Origin of the sequence: Aliiglaciecola lipolytica (genome assembly GCF_018860635.1) — a bacterium.
GTDB lineage: Bacteria > Pseudomonadota > Gammaproteobacteria > Enterobacterales > Alteromonadaceae > Aliiglaciecola > Aliiglaciecola lipolytica_A.
The window spans coordinates 25116-43477 of the sequence record NZ_JAHKPT010000020.1 but is presented as its reverse complement, the minus strand read 5'-3'; the positions used below and the strand labels follow the sequence as shown (position 1 = coordinate 43477).

Annotated in this window: 22 protein-coding genes; 7 read left to right on the top strand and 15 right to left on the bottom strand. The window is 39.8% G+C overall.

Annotated features, from left to right (window positions below):
• Positions 1-15: 15 nt before the first annotated feature.
• The 8 genes from KO530_RS08510 to KO530_RS08475 all read right to left on the bottom strand — a co-directional run bounded on the left by KO530_RS08510 (position 16) and on the right by KO530_RS08475 (position 3549).
• On the bottom strand, positions 16-210 hold the full coding sequence (locus tag KO530_RS08510; protein WP_216047993.1) for a hypothetical protein: 195 nt from the start codon (positions 208-210) through the stop codon (positions 16-18).
• Positions 201-362 carry a hypothetical protein gene (locus KO530_RS08505; RefSeq protein WP_216047992.1) on the bottom strand — a complete coding sequence of 54 codons (162 nt, stop codon included), beginning with the start codon at positions 360-362 and terminating at the stop codon, positions 201-203. Before KO530_RS08505 ends, KO530_RS08510 begins: the two co-directional genes overlap by 10 nt.
• 64 nt (positions 363-426) lie before the next feature.
• Complete coding sequence (rplI, locus tag KO530_RS08500) at positions 427-879, bottom strand: 50S ribosomal protein L9 (protein ID WP_216047991.1); 453 nt, start codon at positions 877-879, stop codon at positions 427-429.
• A 28-nt stretch (positions 880-907) separates the two neighbouring features.
• Positions 908-1135: a 30S ribosomal protein S18 gene (gene rpsR, locus KO530_RS08495; RefSeq protein WP_008843478.1), complete on the bottom strand. Its 228-nt coding sequence runs from the start codon at positions 1133-1135 to the stop codon at positions 908-910.
• Between the two features lie 11 nt (positions 1136-1146).
• Positions 1147-1569, bottom strand: coding sequence for a 30S ribosomal protein S6 (gene rpsF / locus KO530_RS08490; RefSeq protein WP_216047990.1), 423 nt, complete (start codon positions 1567-1569; stop codon positions 1147-1149).
• Between the two features lie 197 nt (positions 1570-1766).
• Complete coding sequence (locus KO530_RS08485; RefSeq protein WP_216047989.1) at positions 1767-2291, bottom strand: CC0125/CC1285 family lipoprotein; 525 nt, start codon at positions 2289-2291, stop codon at positions 1767-1769.
• A gap of 26 nt (positions 2292-2317) precedes the next feature.
• On the bottom strand, positions 2318-3061 hold the full coding sequence (locus tag KO530_RS08480; protein ID WP_216047988.1) for an anti-sigma factor family protein: 744 nt from the start codon (positions 3059-3061) through the stop codon (positions 2318-2320).
• Complete coding sequence (locus tag KO530_RS08475) at positions 3058-3549, bottom strand: RNA polymerase sigma factor (protein WP_216047987.1); 492 nt, start codon at positions 3547-3549, stop codon at positions 3058-3060. Before KO530_RS08475 ends, KO530_RS08480 begins: the two co-directional genes overlap by 4 nt.
• Before the next feature lie 130 nt (positions 3550-3679).
• Between KO530_RS08475 and KO530_RS08470 the strand changes: the two genes are divergently transcribed.
• Positions 3680-5032 (top strand): S8 family serine peptidase, encoded by a 1353-nt coding sequence (locus tag KO530_RS08470; protein ID WP_216047986.1) that lies wholly within the window; start codon positions 3680-3682, stop codon positions 5030-5032.
• Positions 5033-5054: 22 nt separating this feature from the next.
• On the opposite strand, the gene KO530_RS08465 is transcribed toward KO530_RS08470, so the two are convergent.
• From KO530_RS08465 to KO530_RS08450, 4 genes are all read right to left on the bottom strand, one after another.
• Positions 5055-5984, bottom strand: a complete 930-nt coding sequence (locus tag KO530_RS08465; RefSeq protein ID WP_216047985.1) for a hypothetical protein — start codon at positions 5982-5984, stop codon at positions 5055-5057.
• Positions 5985-6053: 69 nt separating this feature from the next.
• Entirely contained in the window at positions 6054-6881 is an 828-nt protein-coding gene (locus KO530_RS08460) for a hypothetical protein (RefSeq protein ID WP_216047984.1), read from the bottom strand.
• Positions 6882-6986: 105 nt separating this feature from the next.
• Positions 6987-7871 carry a DMT family transporter gene (locus KO530_RS08455; protein ID WP_216047983.1) on the bottom strand — a complete coding sequence of 295 codons (885 nt, stop codon included), beginning with the start codon at positions 7869-7871 and terminating at the stop codon, positions 6987-6989.
• 28 nt (positions 7872-7899) lie between these two features.
• A complete protein-coding gene (locus tag KO530_RS08450) occupies positions 7900-10761 on the bottom strand; it encodes an nSTAND1 domain-containing NTPase (protein ID WP_216047982.1) in 2862 nt (953 codons plus the stop codon).
• Positions 10762-11331: 570 nt separating this feature from the next.
• Here KO530_RS08450 and KO530_RS08445 point away from each other — a divergent pair.
• From KO530_RS08445 to KO530_RS08430, 4 genes are read left to right on the top strand one after another with little or no spacing between them, the layout of a single operon-like run.
• Complete coding sequence (locus KO530_RS08445; protein WP_216047981.1) at positions 11332-11967, top strand: energy transducer TonB; 636 nt, start codon at positions 11332-11334, stop codon at positions 11965-11967.
• Positions 11968-11995: 28 nt separating this feature from the next.
• Complete coding sequence (locus KO530_RS08440; protein WP_303502037.1) at positions 11996-12556, top strand: sigma-70 family RNA polymerase sigma factor; 561 nt, start codon at positions 11996-11998, stop codon at positions 12554-12556.
• Complete coding sequence (locus tag KO530_RS08435) at positions 12549-13163, top strand: hypothetical protein (protein WP_216047980.1); 615 nt, start codon at positions 12549-12551, stop codon at positions 13161-13163. The genes KO530_RS08440 and KO530_RS08435 overlap by 8 nt, the downstream gene beginning before the upstream one ends.
• 4 nt (positions 13164-13167) lie before the next feature.
• Positions 13168-13629, top strand: coding sequence for a hypothetical protein (locus KO530_RS08430; protein WP_216047979.1), 462 nt, complete (start codon positions 13168-13170; stop codon positions 13627-13629).
• A 63-nt stretch (positions 13630-13692) separates the two neighbouring features.
• Here the strand turns inward: KO530_RS08430 and KO530_RS08425 are convergent, their stop codons facing one another.
• Positions 13693-14583 (bottom strand): LysR family transcriptional regulator, encoded by an 891-nt coding sequence (locus tag KO530_RS08425; protein ID WP_216047978.1) that lies wholly within the window; start codon positions 14581-14583, stop codon positions 13693-13695.
• 137 nt (positions 14584-14720) lie between these two features.
• Between KO530_RS08425 and KO530_RS08420 the strand changes: the two genes are divergently transcribed.
• Complete coding sequence (locus KO530_RS08420) at positions 14721-15077, top strand: DoxX family protein (RefSeq protein WP_252729049.1); 357 nt, start codon at positions 14721-14723, stop codon at positions 15075-15077.
• A gap of 345 nt (positions 15078-15422) precedes the next feature.
• Here the strand turns inward: KO530_RS08420 and ppk2 are convergent, their stop codons facing one another.
• A complete protein-coding gene (gene ppk2 / locus KO530_RS08415; protein WP_216047977.1) occupies positions 15423-16196 on the bottom strand; it encodes a polyphosphate kinase 2 in 774 nt (257 codons plus the stop codon).
• 338 nt (positions 16197-16534) lie between these two features.
• Here ppk2 and KO530_RS08410 point away from each other — a divergent pair, with 338 nt between their 5' ends.
• Positions 16535-17428, top strand: coding sequence for a hypothetical protein (locus KO530_RS08410; protein WP_216047976.1), 894 nt, complete (start codon positions 16535-16537; stop codon positions 17426-17428).
• 423 nt (positions 17429-17851) lie between these two features.
• Here KO530_RS08410 and KO530_RS08405 read toward each other — a convergent pair whose 3' ends face one another.
• Entirely contained in the window at positions 17852-18268 is a 417-nt protein-coding gene (locus KO530_RS08405; protein ID WP_216047975.1) for a GFA family protein, read from the bottom strand.
• Positions 18269-18362 lie beyond the last annotated feature (94 nt).

The following is an 18362-nucleotide window of genomic DNA, read 5'->3' as shown; positions in this document are numbered from 1 at the left end:
CGCTGTGGGGATCCCTCAGGATTTATCCCGTTGGACATACAGCAACATTCCATAGGCTAAAAACCCATGGTTACAAACGCCTGTAGCACGGGATTTATCCCGTTGGGCATACATCAACATCCCATGAGCTAAAAGCCCATGGCTACACATCCCTGTAGCACGGGATTTATCCCTTTGGGCATACAGCAACATTCCATAGGCTAAAGCCAATGGCTACACATCCCTGTAGCACGGGATTTATCCCGTTGGGCATACAGCAACATTCCATGAGCTAAAAGCCCATGGCTACACATCCCTGTAGCACGGGATTTATCCCGTTGGACATACAGCAACACTCCTTGAGCTAAAAGCACATGGGCCATATTTTTCTTTTGGCATAAAAAAACCCCGCCGAAGCGAGGTTTTTAAAGTCTATAAATCTAAGATTTATGCTTCTTGGATGATAACCAATTTAACAGTGGTCATTACATCTGAGTGTAACTGTAAGTCAATTTCAAACTCGCCAGTTTCACGCAAAGTACCAGTAGGCAATTTAACTTCAGATTTTGCAACTTCAACGCCAGCAGCTGTGATTGCATCAGCAATATCACGAGTACCAACTGAACCGAAAAGCTTACCTTCGTCACCAGCTGGAGAAGCAATAGTTACTTCACCAAGCTCAACGATTTTAGCAGCACGCGCTTCAGCAGTAGCTAAAGTCGCAGCAATGCTTGCTTCAAGTTCAGCACGTTGTGCTTCAAACTTTTCTACATTTGCTTTAGTTGCAGGAACTGCTTTTTTCTGAGGAAAAAGGAAGTTACGTGCATATCCTGATTTTACAGTGACAGTGTCACCCAAGCCGCCCAGGTTGGCGATCTTGTCTAGTAGAATGATTTCCATCTTTGCTACCTCTTATTTACGCCAACGATTACTTGTGAGAATCAGTATATGGAAGCAATGCTAGGAAGCGCGCGCGCTTGATAGCAGTTGACAACTGACGCTGATATTTAGCGCTAGTTCCAGTGATACGGCTTGGTACGATTTTACCACTTTCAGTGATATAGTTTTTCAGCAAAGCGATGTCTTTATAATCGATCTGGACAACACCTTCAGCTGAGAAACGGCAAAATTTACGACGTCTAAAAAAACGAGCCATTATCTGTCTCCTTATGCTTGATCTTCAGTGCTAGCAGGCTCTACAGCTGCAGCAGGTGCTTCTTCTTGCTTTTCAGAACGCTCTGGACGACGGTCATCACGACGATCATCACGACGTTCTTCTTTCGCCATTGGAGACTGTTCAGTTTCAGCTCCTTTGGTACGCATAACAAGGTTACGAAGAACAATATCATTAAAACGGAAAGCAGTTTCTAGCTCTTCAATTGCTTCTGCAGTAGCTTCAGCATTGATTAGTACGTAGTGTGCTTTATGTAATTTTTCGATTGGATATGCCAATTGACGGCGGCCCCAATCTTCTAAACGGTGGATAGTTCCGCCGTCGTTTGTGATTATTCCGGTATAACGTTCAATCATACCAGGAACTTGTTCACTTTGGTCAGGGTGGACCATAAACACGATTTCGTAATGACGCATTGTTGCTCCTTACGGTTGTAGCCTCTTACAGCTCAGCCAAACTGTATTGAGACAAGGAACTAAAGGTGATAGCTGATTTAAGGGCGCGAATTGTATACAAAGCCAACACTTAAGGCAACATATATTTCATTGGAAGATAAAGGGGGCTTAAACCCCCAAAAACTCTTACCTATAGCTATTATCAATTGCCGCTCAGTTTAATCATTTTTAGATTTTTCTATTAAATTATCGATTACATCTTGTGCACCATAAGCCTCTTCGCTCAATTTCGTTCCTTTTCCCATCCGAATATCTAAAATGCTATGGATTTCTTTGCGCTCATTCCCTGCCCTAGTATTCATGCTCATGCCTAACTCGGTAGACGGTCGCTCATAAGAGTTACAAGTTATCAATCCGCATTCACGCTCTATTTGACGTTGATGACTCAGGCCCAATGATGATGCAGGTTGGAACTTCTGCGACTCTACAAAGGTTTCTTTGTTGGTAATAACAAACCAATCAAACCCCTGCTGTTGAGTTAATTGAGCTGATCTAAGCAATGCAAAATCTGAGGCATCTGCAACACTTTTTGAGAAACTTTTGAATTGTACTCGGTAACGGTCATCAGTAATTTTTTGCTCGCTATATCCAACTGAACCATTTTGTGCAGCACGATAATCAGGTTTCGAAGCACAGCCTGACACGAATAGTACGATTGATAAAAACAGCATGATAGATTTCATATTTCACCTCTTACTTTTTAATGTATTTATTGATTACTTTGCCATTGATTAACAATGGCTTGTTGTTCCTGCGCTCTGTCCAGCGGAGCACCGCTAATAATTTGGTCTATTACAGCATCAAGTTGTTGTTGATTTGATGCTGTTTGATAGCTGCCACTGTCTGGCGAACCTTGTTCTGAATGTTTAGCTTTTATATGCCAACCATTGGTTTGTTTGCAGGCGATGTTGGTACTGCTAATTTCAGCTTCAGACAATTGGTATTGACGACACAATTCGCCATTTTGAGTAGCAAAACTAAGCTGCGGTTTAACTGCTAATCCATTTGTCGTCAAGGTTGTCTGTCCACTCATAGTGGAATCTAATATACTGGCAATATCAGCAGAAACACTTGATTCAAAAGTTGGCTGGTTGATGGTTAAAACGCCAACAGCTAAAATTAAAGCTACTCCTGCTGCTAATGAATAAGGTAGTTTGATGCTCGGTTTACGCTTTTTTTGAGCTGATATCTGTACCACATTGTTTTTTATTGCGTCGTTGGTCTTATCATTTCCTGCATCAATTTTCCGGGCAAGTTCAACCAATATTGAAGGCTCTGGGGTTTGATCCATTTGCTGTGCATTTTCAACAACCCACTGATCAACTTGTGATATCTCTGCCAAGCGCATTACTAATTCATCATCATTTTCAAGGGCCTTACGCACCTGCTCCATTTCTTCTGCCAGCAACTCTGCATCTAAAAATGCGCTCAACATCTCATCAGTAATGTTCATGCTTTTTCTCCATGTGACAGTGGATTCACCATATTCAGCAAAGTCATTCTAGCCCTGGATAAGCGACTCATAACAGTACCGACTGGAACTTCCATGGTGGCAGCAACATCCTTATATGACATGCCTTGCAATGCCACTAACGACAAGATTGAACGCTGGTCACTTGGTAGTGAATCCATAGCTTGGTTCACTTGGGTTAACAGTGCCTGCGCTTCATGCTGAGGCTCTTGTTCTTTTGATACTTGCTCTTGTAACTCTGGAGAGTGCGTCGCATTTAGTCGCACCTTGCGTGAACGATATTCATCGATCCATACATTGCGGCACACTTTGAACGCCCATTTGAGGATCTCGACATCCTCTGGCACGCCTTTTTTTAGAATTTTTTCGAAAGTAGCTTGCACTAAATCATCTGCATCAGCTGGGCTACCAGTCAACGAAAACGCAAATCGCCTTAGCATAGGTATGATTTTTTCGAAGGTGTCAGTCATGGTTTTTACTCTTTTCTCTGTATCTTTATTGAGTTAACGAATGAACTAAAATTTTATTCCAAATAAAATGAAATTTATTTTTAGCTGAAACGTTTACTAATCAAGTTTAGTATTAACACAAGAGGTAAACATGACGCGAATCAAAATAACGATATTCAGTTTGTTGGCATTTAGTCAGGTGTCTTCGGCACAATTAATTAATACCCAAGGCATTACTAAGCAAGTTGAAAATATTGAAAAAACAGTCGACCGATTAGAGCAAAAAATAATCGTTGAAGAAGTAAAAGAGCCCTTTGCGCTCAGTGAGATGCCAGCGTTAGAAAACTTAATAACAGAACCCTTAACAACATTACCGAAAACTTTAGCGATAGGCGCTGACCTTAGCAACCCAGCTTTTGTAGAAGTCAAATTGGATGATGGATGGAGAGCGGTCCAAAACCAATGGATGATATTAGCAGATGAACAAACCAAACAGACTTTAACTGGTTTAGGCGCTATGATTAATTCGGATTCAACATATTCAGGATTAGGATTGTCTATTTTGCGATTTACAATTCCGTCCCATTTAGACTCAAAATCCGCATTAGCTAAACATTTAACCCAAGAAGCATTTGCTACCTTAGATAGAAATCATATTTATACGGCGCAATCCCAGACACCGCAAACCGCTTTTGATACGGCACACAAGCCAATAAACCAATCATTGTGTACTACGACTGCACGAATCGGCATGATCGACAGCGCAGTCGCTCGAACGCACCCTGCGTTTGCAAAAGCGAAGATCACTGCGAAGTCTTTTTTAACCAAGAACTTAAATTCTCCCGCACTGCACGGCACAGCTGTCGCAGGGGTGTTGATAGGAGAATTCAACACGCTGATCCCATTATTACCGCAAGCACATTTATACTCTGCAGAAGTGTTTTATCGGCAATCCGACTACTCCCAGGGTGCGACATTAAGCGCCATGATTGATGCATTAAACTGGTTAGTAGAGGAAAAGGTTACAGTAATCAACATGAGTTTGGCTGGCCCAGATAACCGAATATTAAATCGAATGATTACAGCCGCTATCCAGAAAGGAACGATTATCGTTGCGGCTGCCGGAAATGAAGGGCCTGCTGCCCAAGCAGTTTATCCAGCTGGATATGATGAAGTCATAGCAGTTAGTGCGTTCGACAATAATTTAAAACCATATCGCTGGTCGAATCGAGGCGATTATATAGATTATTCCGCGTTGGGTGTAAACGTGATTACTGCTCAGGCGATGGGGGGCTTAAGCAAAGAATCGGGCACATCCATGGCTGCGCCAGTGGTGTCAGCAGCGATTGCATGTTTGCTGGAAAACTCGAAAAATATGAAACAGAGTTATCGCGACGCTGTTTTAGCGTCCCTATCAGACCAAGCGATTGACTTAGGTCCAAAAGGGAGAGATCCAATATATGGTATTGGCGCTATTCAAGGTATCGGAAGTAAAAGCAAGTAAAAGAATAGTGGTTAAAACACCTTTAGAAGGTATAGTTTAAGCCTAAACTAGCGATATTTTGCTGATAGGTTAGGCTCTCAACTTTAGATTTATAATCTCCACGTTGAACTTCAGTCACAACAGACAAGTTATCGAATATATTTAGCACCCAATCAGCCTGTATCACCTGTCTGTTTTCGTCTCTTTGAATATTGTAACTAGCTTGCAAGTCTGACACCTCAACTGACTCATAATCTTTATATTGGTATCGCCATCCTATTCCCACCTTAGAGGCCAGGCCAAACATATCGAACTTATGAGTTAGTTTAGTATTTAACCCCGCTCCCCAATAATTAAACTGATTATCGTGCGCATTTTCTATTTCACCGCTAAGTCCGATCATGAACATAGTATTGGCATTATTCAAAAAGTGAAATAGGTCGGCGGATGCTCCAAAACCATTGGCATCTCTTCCATATAATTGAGTAAATGACTTATTTTTAAATTTTAGGCTAGTACGCAAGAAAGTCTCAGGTTGAATAAATGTTCCTAAATAAACGCTCATTTGTTGGAAATCTAAAAAAGTGCCTGTTTCGAGACGCGCTTTGGCGCCATCAAAACGCAGCCCAAACTCACGTTGAGTAAACTTGTAGCTGCCATCAAGGCTAAACTGATGTAACTCCAAGTCATATTGTGAATATTGGTTATAGCGTTGCTGACTGTAAGCGTAACGACTTGTTACTTGCGCTTTGTCATTTATCTTCCATTTACCTTGTAGCATTGCATTTAGTTCTTGCCCACTGTCACTTTGAGTAGATACATCATCCAACTCGTCTACACTTAGGGCTGAATTGTAGATTGCGCTAGCATCAGCTTTACCACTAAACGTAAAGGCAGATTGCGTATCCGCCCAAGTAAAAAAACTGGTTGCACACGCGAATATACAGGTAATATTGCCAATTCGTAATTTCATTTTTGACCACCAATAATACTTAAATCACGCCAACGAGTAGTTGACGTAATCTTGCAGGTTTAAAGAAGGTTAAATACCTAGGTCTAAGTCATTAGTAATGGTATTAGCCACCTCTATTGCAGATGCTGTGGCTACTTCATTATTGATTTGGTCAGTCACCAAAGTACTAATTTGGTTGTTTACGTTTTGTGAAATGGAACTTTGAGCATTGCTAGTGATTGTTTCTGCAATCGTTGTGTTGACAAATTGCCCTATCACTTGAGACGCTTGGGAGGCAACATCAAGCATTGCGACTTGTGATAAATTAGCCCCAATGTTGTTGGTTAACTCAGAAGCACTGTTAAGTGATGGTGCTTTATCTATAGTTGATAACGAATTCAATTCAGATACTAGCGACGGAGTTGACTGCAACGCCAAATCATCGCTCGTTGTCTCTTGAATTTGATCATTTCCGTCTACAGAATCAGGGCTTTCTAGGTTAGTCACGCTCAAAACCGTTAGTTTTGACACTGCCGCTAAAGAATTATTTACAGTCACCGCACTGGAATTCCCCACATTGGTGCTGAACTCATCGACGGTATTTGTTAAAACACCATTCAGATTTGCAGTTTGAGTGGCAGCCATTTCCGAACTATCTTGTGTAGTAGACTCGGCTTGCTCTTGTTCAGGCGTCGTATCGGCATTTGTCTGAACATCAGCATTAGATTGAGCAGAAGAGTCAGAATTGGCAGAGATATCCGTTGAAGCATCTTGACTATTTGCTTGCTGAGAAATTTGTGTTTGATTGGATAACTGAATGTCTTGGCTTATTTGTAGATCGGCTGCGATAGCGGCACTACTTGCCTGTGCTATTCCAGCAATTACCATTAAATTTACAATTTTGTTTAGCTTAGTCATCTTCGTTTCCTCATGTTTATATTAATGACACTTGGATAACGAATGAAAAACGAATTTATTCCCCAATAAAAAAATTTGTTTTAACTAAGCCACAAAATAGTCAGATTAAATGTGCTCTAAACCTACTAAGACACCAACACCGATTAACGCTATCAATGACCAGATAGTAGTTTTACCACTGACTTTTTCCCCCAGTATTTTAGCCACCACCAAGGATAAAATGACGCTCATGGCAAACAACGTTTGTACCACAGCGGCTTTGGTATAGGTAAAGGCAACCATTTGTAAATATAACGCGGCAAAGGTACCAATCACGGTTGCACCACTAAAAAATAACCAAGTGCGTTTAAGGTTGTCAGTGGTGGGTAACCATTTTTGTTTGGTTACTAGCATTAAAATGACAATAATAGCTAACCCACCAAGCAAACGAATTTGGCTGGCATTAAATGCGTCAATGCCAGTTGAGGTAAGAATATCTCGACTGACTACCGCACCAACCGCTTGGCACAAAGCGGCAAGACCGGCGTAGACATAGCCGCTTAATTCAAACTTATCAAAACTTGATCGTTTTTGAATCTTAATGATCATGTCCACTGAAAATAAAACTAAGGCGATTCCGCACCATTGTTGCCAAGTTAACCACTCGGCGATCCAAGCCATAGCAAGTAACGCGGTAAAAATAGGAGCGAGAGTTTCTGCAACCAAAATAGATTGGCTATCACCGATTTTGTTTAACGCTTGGAAAAAGAATGTATCTCCCAATCCTATGCCGATCACTCCACTGAACAATAGCCATAACATGGTATTGGTTGATACTGAAACTTGAGGAAGAAAAAACTGGGTGATAACTAGCAGGATGCCAATTGCTGCCAAGCCTTTCCATAAATTGAGCGCCAAAGGCGAAAAGTTTTTGCCTAAAATTCGAAACATTCGTGCTGCGACAGCCCAGCACAACGCAGTGCTTAGAGCAGCAATTTCACCTACCATCATATTTTTTGGGTACTTCTAATTGAATTATTTATTGTGACGTGAATTCTCGAATCTGCTTACGCAAAGTATCGCGCAGTTCCTCAAGATCTTTATTTAACCACATTTCTTGCGGCACTTGTTGCCACAATCTTTGTAATTTTTCTAAATGATCTTGGAAACTATAATATTCCAGTGCGGCAATCAACATTTGTGGTTTTAAAATTTCATCTGATTGCATCACTTCGAAATCGACTTGTTCACCGACCAAAGTCGCTAAACGTACCTTCCATTTAATCGCATCCTCTTGATTGGCGTTAATAATTACCGAACTAGCAGATTCAAGCCCTTTCTGATTAGCATTCCCATGATGGAACCTGGCGAGCCAATATTGACGCTCGAAAAACGCATCTTGCCACTGACTCATTAAGCCTGCAGCAGTATCACCAACTTTCCCAAAGCTGGCGCTAAATAACTTTCTAGCCTGTTCAGAATTTCCCGACAGCATTGCCATCTGCGCTAAACTGGCATCACTAAAGGCATCTAAATATCGCCATTGAATATCCGCATTCTGAGCACGCATCCCACGAGCACAGGCAACCTTCAATTCACTCAATGCAGAATCTGCCTGTTTATATTGACCAACGAGAATGTGTTCATTCGCTAATTTCCACAATGAATATGCTGCAGCCATTTGGTTTGCTGGGGAGTCTTCTTTTTTAATAATTAACGATCTTAGTCTTTGTTCTCCCTTGTTCATTTCTAGCGATTCAGCAATTTTCAATTCTGAATAATACTTATTTGCCAACCAAGTATATGCGCTGGCGGCTTCCAATAAGTCGCTAATATTGGCAGCAGATCTGCCTTTTTCGGTAAACTTAACCGCCTCAAAAAAGCTCTGTGTCGCGCTTTCTAACTGCCCTCGTTGGGCTGCAATTTTGGCTAAATTGGAATAAGCTCTGGAAAGTTCGATCTTGGCTATTGGGCTATCAGGTTGTAATTCAACTAAATCATGGGCATTGGTCTGGTAAAATAGGAAGTACTGTTCAGCCTTTTGGATATCTCCCGCGCGCAGATGAGTCATAGCAATCCAATAATTTGCATGAGCTAATTCCAACACATAAGTAAAGCCATTTGGATGGATCTCGACAAGCTCAGTATCCAATTCTAGCGTTTTGTTAAAAGCGTCAAGAGCACCCGCAAACTGTCGATTTTCCAAGTAAACTTTACCTAATTGGAAAAACGTTTGGCTGCGACTCAATTTGGCAGCAGTAGAATCATCTGAAGGTGATACAGTACTTAGATATTCCAGTGAACGCTCTGAACTTTCTTGGATTAAATCCAACCGTCCAATCGCCTCTAATTTGGTGCTTTCATCAATCAGAAATTCAATTAATTCGTGGCTTTCAATCAGTTTCGATTCCGCTATTTTCTGATTTACTTTTGCATCATAGGCATTTTTAATCATAAATCCAAACAGCATTAACAGCAGCACTGCAAAGCCAAAACCTACTCGATACTTAAGGCTCGCACGCTTAACTGACGCATGAATCATTGCTCGTAACGTCGAACTTATGGAGCCACTTTGCTTAAGAATGAGTTTTCCTTCATCCAAAGCTTTACCGGGTGCGAGTAAATATGCTGAAGGTCGCGTGGCACTTTTCCACTCAGCAGCTTGTGCTTCTAGCTTGTTTTTTAATTCGAGCGTTTTTTGATGATGGTCTAAAGCTTCACTAAGTCTAGGCCAATTAGCAAATAGACAATCATGTACCAAGCAAATGTAATTGTTGCCATCAATTCCCTGCACAGACTTCATAATGCCTATCGCCTCAAACGCATCAATTAACTCTTTAGCATTGTGGCTTTTATATAAATCGTCAGCTTTAACCCAAACTCTCTCATAATGGCCTTTATAATTTAATTCAGCCAGGCGACTAACGGTGCGGTTAAAATGCTTTTTACAAGAGCGATCCAAGCTTTCGTAAGTTTGTTCGGTAATTTTAGCAATCGCCCGTTCTAGCCCCCCCAAATTACGATAGGTTGAGTAATTAATCAGTCCATTTTGCGAACGATTTTGATGTAAGTGAAATAAAACGAATTGCAGCAAAGGTAAGCTGTCAGGAAACTCAAACGCCCGTTGGGCTATGTATTCATCAAGGCTAACCAACTCTCCATTTGCCTGTTCAAATTTTAGATGCTTAGCAGTCCCTGGGAATACCATTTTTTTAAGTTGGTTTAATGTCGGAGGCAACACATCTAGCTGTCCACCATTTTGCTTTAAACGCAGCAATGCTGGATAGTCAGATAAGGTATGATAAAAATCACTGCGCAATGTAGCCACAACGAGTATGCCACAGTGGATGACCAAACCAGCCAAAATATCGGTGAAATAACGTCGCTCAGTGTAACCCAAGGAGTCGGTTAAAAATAAACGCTCAAGCTGCACAATACCAATTGCCAGTTTCTTATCAGCAGGCCAAGACTCCATTTTCTGCTTCATCATCTGCAAAAATTTGTCAGGTTGCTGTTTGCACATTTTAACTAAAGAATTGAGTTCTTGATTGGCGACAAAATCTTGCTCAGAAATGTCTGACAAAGCTAAAATTAGAGAGCGAAAAGGATCAATACTTAAGTTACAAGGCGTAATAATAGTTGAACGAAAGCTTATATTTTGTTCCCCAAACTGCAATTCATCTAATTTAGGGAAGATACCGGCCTGTAAAAGGCTTGATTTACCAGCGCCACTTTTACCTAACAACAACAAAAATGGTTGGGATGACAGCGCTTTGTGTTGGAGCTTTGACAACGCCTGTTGAACTACATCTTCTCTTCCTTGAAAATTATCAGTATGACTAATCTCAAACGCATTTAATCCAACAAAAGGATTATCATTGTTACGGTTTTCTGATTCCAAAATCGACATCCTAATCTAGCAGTATTTTTGTAGCTTGATGCTGGCGTGCATGCTTAGCTAAAATTCACTTTACGGCAGTGCCCAAAGTTCCCTAATTCCGTCAAAGGTTAACATTACCTATTAGGCTATTCGCCTAATTTAGACAAAAACAATGTCTTGTATGTTAAAAACCCAAGTTAGCATTTATTGTTTATTTTATCATCATTAAATTAACACACTAACAGGCTGAATTTTGGATGATAAGTCACTCATTTAACCTTGCTTAACTCAACTCAAAAAAATTGACTGCGCTGATATGTTGGGCTGAGCTACACTATCATTTTGTAGGCTATTATTTGAATAAACAACAAAAACTTCACTCCACACTTTATCGTCATCTCGAAAATAAACGCGAATGTTTATTGAGTGCAGATCTAAAACAATAAAACTTCGCCCTAACTCGCCCAAGTTACATTTTTCCTAAAAACGCTATTCATAAAAAATATTTTTTAATATTTCCTGCATCCCCTTAACCCTATTTCTAATTTTGATTCGTTTAGTTATTAAATCCATCAAATAGCAGGAACACAAATGCAAAATATTATGCTACATCCCTATCATCACTCTGGTTTTAAAATATCTGGTTTTATTGGTTCTGCAGCCATCATTACTTTCGGCTTATTTGTGATAATGCAAAAACTAACAGCACAAAATGCAGATTACATAACACCGCCGACAGCTGGGGTATTTGTCGATCCTGTATTTAACACCCAAGACAGTAAATCAATAGAAAGAACAAAAATTAAACCCATTGAACCTCCTAAGTTAATGCCGCAAACAATACAACCAAAGGAGGTGTTTGAGCCTAATGATAGCAACTTAACCGCCAACTTTACGGTTGAGGTCCCTACTCAAGAAATCGCCGCAGAAAATCAATTTTTAACGATTCAAGATGCGGAAACTACGCCTATGGTGCGTATTTCACCGAAATATCCTGCCGATGCAGCCAGAGACGGGATTCAAGGTTGGGTGAAACTGCAATTTAGTATTGATGCCAGTGGATCTGTGCAAAACATACAAATCATCGATGCTAACCCCAAACGGACATTTGATCGTGAAGCGCGAAAAGCGTTAAAAAAATGGAAGTACAGACCCCAAATAAAAGATGGTAAACCCATCGAGCAGACAGGATTAGAAGTTGTGTTAGACTTTAAATTAGAAAGCTAACTATTTTCACTGCCATAAAGGAAGTTGAGTGAGTATAACTTTAGCGATTAAATCTTTGTTCTCAATTAGTCATTCTAACGAATGGCTAATTGTCCGGTTTGCACAAAGTGGCGATAAAAAACTATTTGAACAACTTTACGATAACTGTGCGAATGACCTTTACCATTTTTTAGTTACCCAATCTGATATGCATTTAGCCAAAGATATCAGTCAGAGAACTTGGTTAAAGGTGTTTGAAAGGCCACATTTATACAAAGAATCGGGGCGATTCAATGCTTGGCTATTTACAGTTGCCAGAAATTTATTGATTGATGAATTTAGGCGCAGCACACGATGTGAACCATTAACCGGCGCTCCTCTGGATCAGCTAAAAACGTCCTTTGAATTTGCTGATCCCATTGAAACTATTTTTGACAAGGTCCTAATGTCTTTACCATTTGAGCAACGAGAAGGATTCTGCTTACAACAAGAAGGATTCGGTCTACAAGAAATTGCCGATATTACCGGTTGTGGTGTAGAGACAGTAAAAAGTCGGATTAGATACGCGAAGAATTCACTTCGTGAACAATTAGAGAAATACCATGACTAAGTCCCATGAACACGATCAAGGGTCGTCAAAACAAACAGAACATTTTGAAACTCGGATATCTGAGCTATATCAACAACGTAAAACCAAGGTTCAAACGACGGGCAGCATGAAGCGTCAGTTGATGCAAAGCACCGAATCAAAATCCAAGCTATATACTTGGTTCCACAACTTTCAGCGCGCGACTTTTGCAACAGGCACAATCTTATTGTTAGGTCTAGTCGCATGGCAATCTTATGAATTACGCCAATCACCTGAGACTTTGCGCTATACGTCAGTAGAAATACACAATATTGATGACCAACAATCCCAAGATTACAGTCAAATTAGCCAACGTTACCAACAACATTATCAAGATTACTTACAGCAAAAGGCGCTACTGGCAAGTCACCATCAAAAGTCGGCAATTCTAAGCCAATTCGAAAATGGCTGGGAATTAAGAACCTGTGATAACGAGCTAGTTAAAATATCCAAGCAACTGATTGAAACTTTGCAACAAATGAACCTTATAAATGGCAATTTCAAAAGCGGTGACAGTGTGGAAATAGCATTTAACGTTTCTGGCTTAATTGTGGGTATTCACGCCAACAAAACCTTACTGAAGTGCTAGCTCTATGTCATCACCTCAAATCATCATCTCAGGGGTTGTGGTTCAAGGGCACCAAGTAGCTTCAGGCAAAGGTGCAGGCTCGCCCTATCCTGCTGGCACAATTGAAATGCAGAGACCCTTTTTCAAACACTTGGGATTAGATATTAGTGAGTGTTTTGATGGAACCTTGAATGTGCAACTTCCGGTTTGTGCATTTCGTATTCTAAAACCCACTTTTTGTTTCGAAAACCTTCATTGGGCAAAAGGATTCAATCAAGAAACCTTCTCTTTGGTCAAATGCCAAATTAAGTTTCAAGCTCAGCAATTTGATGCTTGGGTCTACTATCCTCACCCCGAGACCAAAACCCAGCACTTTCAACAGCAAAATATAATCGAAATATTAGCGCCACCTATCGTTAATATTCATTATGGCGATAACGTGACCTTGATGTTTAATTCAGACACAATTGAGTTTGATGAAAGTTGAACTATGTGTTGGCGATACTTACCAGCATTGTGTAAGTGTTAATTTAGAAATAAGCAACTAAGACTAATTGAATCGGTAATGTTTAAATTGCTCCCAAACGGCTTGAGCAACAGGCCCTAACAACTCTGATTTGTTTTTCATAATATGGTATCTCGCTAGCATTTCGTTTTTAACATCAGTTAATTTAAGTAAAGCCAATGTTCCATTTTGAATACCTTGCGCTGCTAAGTAATCGGGTATTTTCCCCCACCCCATAGCACTTTCTATCAACATTTTTTTAGTTTGATAATCATTCACATACCACCTTCTTTGACCGTCTTGCACGCCCCATTCAGTATCTTTGAATCCACTCCCTGAATCCTGCACAACAATCTGATATTCATGTAAAAGTTCGCGGCGACTTTGTAAATTAGGATGCCGTTTAATTAATCGAGGTGATGCTACATTGACCAGTGCACCATTCGTTAAGAAGTGCTCTTCAATTTCTGAATCTTTATGTAAAACCTCTTGATACGGGGTTATGCACAGTATTGCTTTTTTGTTTTTTATCGCTTCAAACGCCCCCGTTAAATATTCTTGTTTGATAATGATTTGCGTGTTGGGGAACTGGTTTTGTACGTTTTCTAATAATGGCAGAATCAGTTTTAAATTAAATGATGCCTCAATTGCTAGGGTAATGCTGGTTTCATTTCCCAGCACCATGTATTTAGCAGTTTGTTGCAACGCATTTGCTTCATCCAAAAGACTGGTTGCTTTTTGATATAGAACATTCCCTACTTCAGTTAATTCTAAGCGGTAACCCGAACGATTAAACAAACTTAAATTGAAAGAACTTTCAAGTTGTCGAATGCTTTGACTAATTGCTGGTTGGGTTTTATTTAAGTGCGCACTAGCCAGACTTAAAGATCCCAGCCGAGCGACAGTAACGAACATAGTTAGTTGATCAAGTTTCATATTCACACTCTAAAACATAAAGCATTAGTTTATAACTTCATTAAAAACATTCAATATTTATTAAGTAGCTATTCGATTATTCTTAATTCATTAACTAAGCAGTTGTTTAGATAACCTCAAAAAATGGGAATTGAATTATGAAAAAAGTTACAAAATTTACGATGCTGGTATCAGTTGGTTTAGCTTCTTTTGCCTTTGCAGCCGCTGGATTGGCTAAATTGGCTGGAGTTGAACAATTGCACTTATCCTTCGCAGCAATGGGGTTACCTATCTGGTTCGGTTATTTTATTGGCGCAAGTGAATTAGTAGGGGCTATTGGGATCTGGTTTAAAAAGCTAAGTGTTTACGCTGCAAGTGGTTTGCTAGTTATTATGCTTGGGGCAATTTATTTTCACGTGGTTTATGATGCGGTTGCCAATGCTATTCCCGCAATTGTTTTATCATTATTATTGGTCACTATCATAATTAATCGCAAACAAGAGCTTTCTGAATAGAACGGCTAGAGCATGAAAGACTTTACTATTGCGTCTGACGTTCATGTTTTTCACAGAGGCGGTCTAATCCCGCTTCTTCATTATATCGATCTGCAGCGCTTAATCGAGTTTGTATAGCAAGTTTCTCACTTTGAAAAGAACCGTCATATTAGTGCACACAGGTAGCCAAAATCGCCTATATTTGCTCAACATCCAATCCTAAAATGATTTTCGGTATGCAATTTTTTCTCTTGAATTTAACGATCTCAACACCCAGTTTCCTTAGCCAACGCTTGAAGCCAAACAATCAAAGATCTATCAAAAATTAAAAATATTGACTGCAATTTTTCACCATTGCATTTCTGACTAGCTGCTAATTTTACCATTGTGCAAGTTTTGCGGTTCAAACTGAAAGACCACATTTCCGTCAACTTTACTGTTTTCGTTGAGGTTATTTTTGTAATCGATAATTGACAACAAATGACGAATCACATTTATTCTGGCTTGTTTTTTATCATCAGCACTCACCACATACCAAGGTGTAGTGTCACTATGGCTGCGATTAAGCATTTCATTACGCGCTTCGCTATACTCGTCCCATTTGGCAACCGCAACTTCGTCAATGGGGCTGATTTTCCATTGTTTTAGCGGATTTGTATGTCTGTCGTCTAATCTGGCAATTTGCTCTTGTTTAGATATATCCAAATAATATTTAACAATGTGAATCCCCGACTCTATCAACATGCGTTCAAACTGAATAACTGTCTGCATAAAATGTTGATACTCAGCTTCGCTACAGAACCCCATTACCCGCTCAACCCCAGCTCGGTTGTACCAACTTCGATTCATCAAAACCATTTCTTGAGCACAAGGAAGATGACTCACGTAGCGCTGAAAGTACCATGAATTTACTTCGCGATCTGACGGTTTTCCCAGGGCAACTACTCGAGTGTCTCGTGGGCTCAAATGCTCTGTAATTCGTTTAATAATTCCGTCTTTTCCAGCAGAGTCTCTACCTTCAAAAATAACCAAAAGCCGCAAATTATTGTTGATAATATGATTCTGAAGTTTGACTAATTGAATCTGAAGATCACGCAGAATACTTTTATATTCTTTATGTTTCATCGATGAGGGACTCATTATAATTTTCACCTTTTCATAATTGCTAGGTTATATATAGCCGACTATTTTCAAATTGAGACCATTGGATTTTGTTTGGTTTTAAAATAAAGGGGATAAACATGCAATACGATAACCCTGTTAACCACAAGTCACAACTGACTGAAAATATCTCGGTTAACTATACCTTTTTAAATCTCAATAAGCATAGAATCTCCTTGCCAAAATACCTAGCGAATTTGACTTAGTACTATTCCTCGATGTTATAGTTTAATCATAGGTTAACAAACATAATTAGCCTAGATGTAAATGGCTTTTAACTGTTAGTAATAATGGAATAGAAAAAATAGGGATATAAAATGAAGTATCAAAGTCTACAAAAGTGCTTTTTTCTAATTGCGCTAGTAGTGCTGGGCGGATGCGCGTCTAAGCCTTATGCAGTCATCGATGGCACCCGAAGCCAAGCATCTGATTTGGACAACTATGACGTTACCATTGTCTCAATTGATGGAAAAATGGAAGTCGGCACACAGGTTAAAAACGTCAAACCTGGATTTCACTATATCAACTTAGCCACTACTAAAAATGTCAGGAGCAAAGTAACAGAGCTGCGTATGTTACCTTTGGATGCGAAGGAATGTATGAGATATGTGGTTACCGCGCAACACAGTAATAGTATAGCCGACGAATGGGAAGTAAAAGTGCTCAGGGAAGAACCAATATTATCTTGCACACCAAGTGAAAAAACCGAAAAAGTAGACGCACTACCTACCTATTTAGCCCCTAAACTAGCAACTGTATGTATCGATAAAAACTCGCTAAACCAGACTATCAGCCCCGTTGATTTATACCCTTCAATTAAACAGTGCATTATCGATGGTGAAGACGAGCTCGCAATTTACAATTATGTACTAGCCAGTGCCTACGGAATTTATGATTCTAAGAGAGTTGTTGATGCAACTGCACATCAGGCGATTAATATTATTCAGAAACACTCAATCTGGTCACTCACAGCCCTTGAACAAGATAAGTTTCAACAAAAACTTACGGCGTTTATTGAATCCCCAGAGTCAATGCAGGCAGCTTGCGACTTCATACAAAACCTTGGAAAACCCCAGTACATTCCAGATTATATGATAGAGCATGGTGTTAAAAAACTCACTGAAGAAAACCCAGATGGACTGGCTAATAATTTTTCAGAAGAGTCAAATTGGTCATCAATATTAGCGACTCAACTCAAATGTAAAATATAAAATAGAGCCAATTCTGGACACAAATATTTTGTTGACTGTCAATCACTGGATGCACCATAAGGCACGATGGCAGTGTATGAAGGGAATCCAAGGTTAAAAAGTCAATGCCAACAACCTAAACGCTGTTTCCCGTGCCTAATGATGTGTCAGTAAAATCTAGCAAAAAACTGCCATTTTAACCTGCGCAGCCAATGTGATTACTTGCTAGGTCGCAGGTTAAATCCCAGTCAACAAAAGCAGTGGAAGTATATTGTGTCTCACCTAGGCACGGCGAACAGTACGGCATTGTTTTGAGGCAAAACGTCATTCGCGTTTTCATAATCGAAAACACCATAGTCGTTAATGTGTCTTCAAATATGAAATGAAAACTAAAAAACCGCTTTTTGCATATTTTCTGTGCAAACTCGCTTTTAATCGATATTTTTATGGATTTTTCGCAAAATAATCCATTATTTCAGCTCTGCTGAGTTCTTTAGTCTGATTAGAAAAACAATAATAATTCGGACGTTGATCACTGAAATACTGCATATCCATTTCTAACCCATCGAGTTGGTGAAAGATGCCAATTGGCATATTGTAGTCACCAGTTTGACTGAATTTAAAAAACAAATGGGTACCACATTCAGTGCAAAAGCCACGGGAAGCCCAGGTTGATGATTGATACATTTTTACCTTATCAAGCCCTTCTATAGTAACATTTTTACCACACTGCACCGCAAAAAAAGGTCCTCCGCCCCAGCCTCTGCATGAATCACAATGACATACTGTAAACTTCGGATTAATTTCATTTGCGGTAATTGCCACCGCTTTACAAAGACAACTTGCTGTTGAGCTTAACATGCTGGCATATCCTTATTGTTTATTTGGAATAACCTGAATTATCACCAAAAAGCCCTTTGAACATTGATTGTGCAGAGTTTAGATGCTGTATCAG